Source organism: Candidatus Nitrotoga sp. BS (assembly GCF_927797785.1).
Taxonomy (GTDB): Bacteria; Pseudomonadota; Gammaproteobacteria; order Burkholderiales; family Gallionellaceae; genus Nitrotoga.
This window is the reverse complement of the sequence record NZ_CAKMLL010000100.1, coordinates 35,561-43,239: the sequence shown is the minus strand read 5'-3', so window position 1 is coordinate 43,239 and position 7,679 is coordinate 35,561. Positions and strand designations below refer to the sequence as shown.

The following is a 7,679-nucleotide window of genomic DNA, read 5'->3' as shown; positions in this document are numbered from 1 at the left end:
TGAGACAGGCACCATTGTTATTAGTTCCATTAATTACGGTTCACTACACTAGTTAAGAAACGGAGCGTGAGTGTTATGCCACACGATTGCGACGCGTATCATCCCTATGGTTGTCATGCGCCACGAGCACGCTTTAATTAGATTAGTAAGCGGGTACCATTAAAACTTACATTGGCTGTTCAGCAATGCGTGTATTTACCTATCTGAATGACGCAGGAAAAATATGGGTCCAAAATTACGCAGAAACCGCATCTTCAGAAAAATCGAGACCCGCAACCTGATAAAAACTTTCCAAGTCGCTTAAGTCATCCAGAACCGCTGACGCGCCCGAAAAATCCTGTTTGCTGGTGTAGTGATTAATGGTAATAAACGTTTTTAATCCGGCAGCGAGGCTGGAGCGCAGGCCATTCTCAGAATCTTCCATCGCAATGCATTCAGCAGCATCGAGGCCCAACCGCTCCAACACCCAAAAATAAATGTCGGGGGCAGGTTTTTTATGCTGGACAAGATCGCCATAACCAATGACGTCGAACAGTGCTTCGCTATCCGCACCCAACCCCTGTTGTAAAAGTGTGACAACGTTATCCAGTGAAGTGGTGGTAGAAATTGCAAGCTTCATGCCTGCCTGTTTGGCCTCGGTAATCAGGCGCTTAATATTTGGGCGCAATGGAATACCCCCTTCGCGTAACATCGCGGTGTAATGCGCGGTCTTTACTTCATGAAGGTGTTTCACAAAGCCATCAAAATCAACTGGCTTCTTGAAATCAGGCACATAATCAGCAACGTAATGTTTGATTCGTTCTTTGCCACCGGTTACTTTAAGTAACTTGTCGTATAAGGCGACATCCCAGTTCCAGTCGAGATTATTTTCCTTGAATGCTTTATTGAATGAGAGGCGATGTGCCTCTTCGGTATCTGCTAACGTGCCGTCTACGTCAAAAATAATAGCTTTAGTTTTCATTCCGCACTTCCATTAATGATTTAACAATGCTCATAAAAAATTCATTTGCATTTTAGTCGAACTCAACGTTTCCCGATGTAATTTTAAATAATATGGGGGAAGTCATATAATTGACAAGATCAACCCGGTGAAAATTTTCAGTGAAACTCATTATAGCTTTTTGTCTTGGCCTGCTAACCGTTTTAGGCTTTGCACCCTTCTCACTATTCCCACTTGTTATCTTTACACTCGCTGCACTGTTCTGGCTGTGGCAAAGGGCAAACGGGAAGCGTGCGGCAGCATGGCTGGGGTTTTTCTTTGGTTTTGGTTTATTCAGTGCCGGTACAGGCTGGCTATACATTGCACAGCATGATTACGGCGGCATGCCGGTCTTACTGGCACTTTTCACCACCGCTCTGCTCGCTGCATTCCTGGCGCTATTTCCTGCGTTAATTGGTTATTTACAGGCAATGTTGCGGGTTCCTTCCTGGGCACGCTTGATATTTTTAATACCTGCGTTGTGGGTGCTTCTGGAATGGATACGCGGACTGCTGTTTACTGGTTTTCCCTGGCTGACAGTGGCTTATTCGCAAGTATCTGCCAGCCCCCTGGTGGGATATGCGCCACTATTCGGCGTTTATGGTGTTTCACTAGCGGTAACTTTAAGCGCAGGGTTACTGGCGCTAATATGGCAAATGCGCTGGAATACCCAGGGTAAAGCAGCGCTGGCGGCACTTTTGGTACTTTGGGCCAGTGCTGCTGCATTGCGTGGCATAGACTGGACACAACCTGAAGGGGATCCTTTCAAGGTTGCATTGTTGCAGGGCAATATTCCGCAAGATCTTAAATTCAATGAAGAGAAGCTTGTCGACACGCTGAAAATCTATCGCCGGCTGGTGCTACAGACCGATGCGCGTTTGATCATTTTACCGGAAACTGCATTACCACTATTTCGCCATGATCTGCCGCAAAGTTACATGAATGATTTGCGCAATCACGCTAAGCAAAACGACGGTGATATTCTGATCGGCGCATTTGAAAGTGACAACGAGCTGAATTACAACAGCGTATTCACTCTAGGCACAGCAAGCAGCCAAAGCTACAAAAAAAACCATCTTGTGCCATTTGGCGAATTCATCCCATTACGCCCAGCGTTGGGTTGGCTCATCAACGAAGTAATGCATATCCCAATGTCTGACTTGGCGCGCGGTGGCGAACGGCAACCGGTATTGCGCATAGCGGGCCAACGCGTTGCCGTGCAGATTTGCTACGAGGATGTATTCGGCGAAGAAATCATTCGTTACTTGCCTGAGGCAAGCTTGCTGGTAAATGTCACTAACGATGCCTGGTATGGCAAATCGCACGCAGCGATTCAGCACAACCAGATCGCACAAATGCGTGCACTGGAAACAGGACGCATGATGCTGCGCGCCACAAACACTGGCGTTACCTCTATCATCAGGCGCGATGGCAGCATTCAGCAAAGGTTGCCACAGCATGTGGAGGGTGCTCTAACCGGACAGGTGCAGGGTTATACCGGCAGCACACCGTATGTGCGCTGGGGTAACTCGGCAGTGCTGATTATTTTGCTGACGATGCTTGTCGTGGCCAAGCTGGTGCAGCACAGGTCACGCCCTCATTCACCTCCAACACACTCTTCCAGTGTAAAAAGATCAAAGTGACGGAGCGCATTGAGGAATTCACTATGAACTGGGTTTGCTACCTCGTTTGTTGTGCGGACGGCACCCTGTATTGCGGCATCACCAATAATCTGGGAAAGCGTCTGGCTGCGCACAATACTGGAGAGGCGGCGAAATACACTCGTGGCCGTCGCCCAGTGCGCCTAGTGCATGTCGAGTCATGTGCCGATAAATCCTCTGCTTTAAAGCGCGAGCTCCAGATCAAAAAATTATCACGTGGCGAAAAACAAGCATTATTCGAAATAACATGAAAACGGCCTATTGAGATCAAATAACGCGGCACTTGTCGGCAAGCATTGCTAAATCAATATTGAGCCGATACGATTAATATAGAAAGGCTTTTTTGACAGAAGCAGGTGAGGTATATATCATGTTCGCCTTATGTTTGAACGGCAATTTATAGATAGCCTGGATTTCGCTAATAACAACCGCGAGTTGCACGGTGAAATTACATTGGCTGAGATGCCTCGGCTTCAAGATAAGCTGTCTATTCCTGAAGTTAGTTTTGAACACGGTCACACAGAAAAAATTAACTACACGCTGCACGGCTTTCGTGACAGGAATGACAAACCGATGCTGAAAGTGAAGCTGGACGGACTTTTCCAGCTACAGTGTCAGCGATGTTTGCAGGGCATAGCCTATCCATTGAAGCTGATTTCGCAGTTGCTTCTGGTGAATCATTGGGATGATTCTTCTGTCGAAGAAGATGAGATAGATAGCATCTTGGTTGATAACCATTTGGACTTGCTTGCCTTGTTTGAGGAAGAAATTTTACTGAATCTGCCATTTGCACCGAGGCATCCTGTAGGCGATTGTCGCCCTGTGCAAGAAGGGTATGTAGTTGAAGAGATAGGTCGGATAGATACAAACCCATTTGCGGTTCTATCCGAGTTGAAATACAAGTAATTTTTATTATTGGTTTTGCAAGGAGTTAATATGGCTGTTCAACAGAATAAAAAATCCCCATCTAAGCGTGGCATGCACCGTTCACATGATTTTCTGGTTAGCCCGGCACTGGCGGTTGAACCTTCCACTGGTGAACAACATCTGCGTCATCATATCAGTCCAACTGGCTATTATCGTGGCAAAAGAGTTGTCAAAATAAAAGGCGACTGATCAATTCTTGCAGTAGCGGATACGCACCAAAATAAGAAAGGTGCAGACGCATCTATAGTATCCCAATATTCAAGTTTGAACATAGTGTAAGAGGATTGCCTGGTGGATGTCACAATAGTCATTGATGCCATGGGAGGCGATCACGGAACGCGCGTCACCATACCCGCTGCGGTGAGATATATGCAACAACATCCAAACGATACTATCGTATTGGTTGGATTGCCTGAAGCCATCGAAGCTGAGTTGCACACCATCAAAACATCTATCGGACCACGGCTGCGTATCCACGCAGCCAGTGAAGTGGTCGGCATGGACGAATCTCCACAATTGGCGTTACGTAGCAAAAAAGATTCTTCCATGCGCGTTGCCATTAACCTTGTAAAAAATGGCGAGGCATCGGCTTGCGTAAGCGCCGGGAATACTGGCGCATTGATGGCAATAGCGCGTTATGTGCTGAAAATGCTGCCAGGCATAGATCGACCTGCGATTGCATCCTTTCTGCCCACTTACAAGGGACAAGTCTGTATGCTCGATCTTGGCGCGAACGTGGATTGTAACGCTGAGAATTTATTGCAGTTCGCCCTGATGGGTACTGCTCTGATTCATGCTATTGAACATAAAAACAATCCTACTGTGGGTCTGCTCAATATCGGTAGTGAAGATATTAAGGGCAATGAAATTGTCAAGCAGGCAAATGAACTGTTGCGGCAAAGCGATTTAAATTTTTACGGCAACGTCGAAGGCAACGATATTTTCAAAGGGATAACCGACATCGTGGTTTGCGACGGATTTGTCGGGAATGTTGCATTAAAAACAACAGAGGGGCTGGCGCAGATGCTGGGTGGTTTTTTGCGTGAGGAATTTAACCGTAATTGGTTTACCAAATTGACCGGACTGATTGCCACTCCGGTACTCAAGGCATTCAAACGTCGTGTTGACCACCGCCGTTACAATGGTGCCAGCCTATTAGGATTGAAAGGTATCGTACTTAAAAGCCACGGCTCTGCAGATGCGTTTGCCTTCTTTTGTGCCATTGAACGTGCCGCCGAAGAAGCCCGAGGCGGCATGTTACATCACATCAGCGAACACATAGAAAAATGGCACCATACATGCCAACAAAAGGCAAGGGAGGCTTCCTGATATACTCAAAAATTATCGGCACCGGCAGCTACCTACCAACCAAAGTTTTGACTAATTTCGATCTTGAAAAGTTGGTCGAAACTTCGCATGACTGGATTGTCACCCGTAGTGGCATTGTCGAGCGGCACTTTGCCGCTGAAGATGAACAGGCCAGTGACATGGCAGCGCATGCCAGTCGACGTGCACTGGAGGCGGCCGGGGTCAGCGTGGATGAAATTGATCTGGTCATTGTCGCTACGACCACGCCGGATCATATCCTACCCAGTACTGCGTGTATCCTGCAAGACAAGCTAGGCATTAAGAATGGCGCGGCCTTCGACATGCAAGCTGTATGCAGCGGCTTTATCTATGCATTAACTACTGCTGACCTGTTTATTAGAGGTGGGCAGGCGCGCAATGCCTTAGTTGTAGGCACCGAAGTGTTATCCCGAATACTTAACTGGGAAGACCGCACTACCTGTGTATTGTTTGGTGATGGAGCGGGTGCGGTGGTATTGCAGCGTAGCGATGTGCCGGGCATTCTGTCCGCCAAGTTGCATGCCGACGGTTGCCACCGTAACATGTTACATGCCGACGGCGGCATACGTGACGGAAAGATATTCGGTGATCCTTACATTAAAATGGACGGCAAGGCGGTATTTAAGTTCGCTGTCAAGGTACTCAGTGAAGTAGTGGAAGAGGTCTTGGCCGAGAACAAAATGCAGGGTGCTGACATCGATTGGTTAATCCCCCACCAAGCCAATATCCGCATCATGGAGGCCACAGCCAAGAAGCTTGGCATGAGCATGGACAAAGTGGTGGTGACCGTTGCCCATCACGGCAATACATCGGCGGCATCCATTCCATTAGCGCTCGACACCGCAGTTCGCGATGGGCGCATTCAGTCCGATCAGCATGTGCTGCTTGAAGCAGTCGGCGGCGGTTTCACCTGGGGTGCAGTTCTACTGCGCTGGTAACTACTTCTCAAAATATTCTCCAATTGCTTACAACTAAATTCGCTTTCGTTTTTCCAGGGCAAGGCTCGCAATCACGCGGCATGATGAATAATTACGCCGACTTTCCCGTAGTGCGCAATACCTTTGCCGAAGCTTCCGATATCTTGCAACAAGACTTGTGGCATTTGGTTGCGGAGGGCAGTGATGCAGAACTCAACGACACTGTGAATACGCAGCCTCTCATGCTAACTGCCGGAGTAGCGGTATTTCGCGCCTGGCAAAGCTTAAATGCTCCAACACCGGCGTTGCTGGCTGGGCACAGCCTCGGCGAATACACCGCGCTGGTGGTAAGTGGGGCACTTCAATTTTCTGATGCTTTGCCTCTGGTTCGTTATCGCGCTGTATGCATGCAAGAAGCCGTGCCGAAAGGCGTAGGAGGTATCGCTGCAATTCTTGGACTGGATGACGAAAGCGTGCTTAAAGTGTGCATTGAAGCTGCTCAAGACGAAGTGTTGGAAGCCGTAAATTTTAATACGCCCGGACAGGTAGTGATTGCCGGCAACCGTGCGGCAGTGGAACGCGGTATGGAGTTAGCCAAGACCAAAGGGGCGAAACGCGCGCTGATGCTACCGATGAGCGTACCATCTCACTGCAGCCTATTGCGTGGTGCAGCCGAATTGTTACGAGTAAGATTAAATGACGTGACGATGCAAACCCCCTCCATCCCAGTACTGCACAATGCAGATGTAAAAAGCTATATGGATGCGCCCTCTATTAAAGATGCGCTCGTACGCCAATTATATTCTCCGGTACGCTGGGTGGAAACTGTTCAACGTTTCAGTCAAAAATTTATTACACATAATGTCGAATGTTCACCCGGCAAAGTACTGATGGCTCTGAACAAACGCATAGACACAAACCAACAGGCATTGGCACTAAACGATGGCATAGCCTTGAAATCCGCATATACAGTATTGGCAATACAACCGGAGGATGAATGAGTTTGCAAGGACAGATCGCATTGGTAACTGGCGCCAGTCGTGGCATCGGACAGGGTATAGTACTGGAACTAGGCAGACAGGGTGCAATCGTGGTCGGCACCGCAACCACCAACAATGGGGCACAAGCAATTAGTGAATATTTGGCAGCAGCTGGCATCAAGGGCTGTGGCATGGCGCTTGACGTCAATGATGCCGTACAAATTGATCAGGTTCTCAGCGATACTCGAAATCAATACGGTGAAATTTCAATTTTGGTAAATAACGCAGGCATTACCCGCGACAACTTGCTAGCCCGCATGAGTGATGAGGAATGGGACGACATCATTGCGACCAACCTGAAATCTGTGTTCCGCATGAGTCGTGCCGTGCTACGGGCCATGATGAAGGCACGCCATGGCCGTATTATCAACATTTCCTCGGTGATAGGCAGCATGGGTAACGCAGGACAAGCTAATTACGCCGCTTCCAAGGCTGGCATTATCGGTTTCAGCAAGTCGCTGGCTCGCGAAATTGGTAGTCGAAACATCACCGTTAATTGCGTCGCACCCGGCTTTATCGCTACCGACATGACCGAGGCATTGTCTCAGCCACAGCGTGACAAACTGGTTGAGCATGTGCCATTAAAAAGCTTGGGGAAAGTGGCCGATGTTGCTGCTGCCGTAGTTTTCCTTGCCGGTCCAGGCGCTTCTTACATTACCGGTGCGACCCTGCATGTAAATGGTGGATTACACATGGAATGAGGTAGTTGGTTTCATTTACTGTAGTTCAGACTTAAACTCCATTGGGTTAATTTACCCGCTCAGACTCAAACCCCATTTACAAAGCTCTCCATTGACTTTAAAACAAG

Annotated in this window: 9 protein-coding genes; 8 read left to right on the top strand and 1 reads right to left on the bottom strand. The window is 48.2% G+C overall.

What is annotated here, in order from left to right:
* Positions 1-235 precede the first annotated feature (235 nt).
* Complete coding sequence (locus MJ769_RS12415) at positions 236-961, bottom strand: HAD-IA family hydrolase (protein WP_239237459.1); 726 nt, start codon at positions 959-961, stop codon at positions 236-238.
* Between the two features lie 140 nt (positions 962-1,101).
* Between MJ769_RS12415 and lnt the strand changes: the two genes are divergently transcribed.
* The 8 genes from lnt to fabG all read left to right on the top strand — a co-directional run bounded on the left by lnt (position 1,102) and on the right by fabG (position 7,572).
* The gene (lnt, locus tag MJ769_RS12410; RefSeq protein ID WP_239237458.1) at positions 1,102-2,622 is read left to right on the top strand and encodes an apolipoprotein N-acyltransferase; all 1,521 of its coding nucleotides are present in this window, start codon (positions 1,102-1,104) and stop codon (positions 2,620-2,622) included.
* Positions 2,623-2,645: 23 nt separating this feature from the next.
* Positions 2,646-2,891 carry a GIY-YIG nuclease family protein gene (locus MJ769_RS12405; RefSeq protein ID WP_239237457.1) on the top strand — a complete coding sequence of 82 codons (246 nt, stop codon included), beginning with the start codon at positions 2,646-2,648 and terminating at the stop codon, positions 2,889-2,891.
* Positions 2,892-3,021: 130 nt separating this feature from the next.
* Positions 3,022-3,546 carry a YceD family protein gene (locus MJ769_RS12400; RefSeq protein WP_239237456.1) on the top strand — a complete coding sequence of 175 codons (525 nt, stop codon included), beginning with the start codon at positions 3,022-3,024 and terminating at the stop codon, positions 3,544-3,546.
* Positions 3,547-3,576: 30 nt separating this feature from the next.
* Complete coding sequence (rpmF, locus tag MJ769_RS12395; RefSeq protein ID WP_239237455.1) at positions 3,577-3,756, top strand: 50S ribosomal protein L32; 180 nt, start codon at positions 3,577-3,579, stop codon at positions 3,754-3,756.
* Positions 3,757-3,858: 102 nt separating this feature from the next.
* The gene (gene plsX, locus MJ769_RS12390; RefSeq protein ID WP_239237454.1) at positions 3,859-4,896 is read left to right on the top strand and encodes a phosphate acyltransferase PlsX; all 1,038 of its coding nucleotides are present in this window, start codon (positions 3,859-3,861) and stop codon (positions 4,894-4,896) included.
* Positions 4,866-5,852, top strand: coding sequence for a beta-ketoacyl-ACP synthase III (locus tag MJ769_RS12385; RefSeq protein WP_305854711.1), 987 nt, complete (start codon positions 4,866-4,868; stop codon positions 5,850-5,852). The genes plsX and MJ769_RS12385 overlap by 31 nt, the downstream gene beginning before the upstream one ends.
* 23 nt (positions 5,853-5,875) lie before the next feature.
* Positions 5,876-6,832, top strand: coding sequence for an ACP S-malonyltransferase (gene fabD / locus MJ769_RS12380; RefSeq protein ID WP_256445726.1), 957 nt, complete (start codon positions 5,876-5,878; stop codon positions 6,830-6,832).
* Positions 6,829-7,572, top strand: a complete 744-nt coding sequence (gene fabG / locus MJ769_RS12375) for a 3-oxoacyl-ACP reductase FabG (protein ID WP_239237452.1) — start codon at positions 6,829-6,831, stop codon at positions 7,570-7,572. The genes fabD and fabG overlap by 4 nt, the downstream gene beginning before the upstream one ends.
* Positions 7,573-7,679 lie beyond the last annotated feature (107 nt).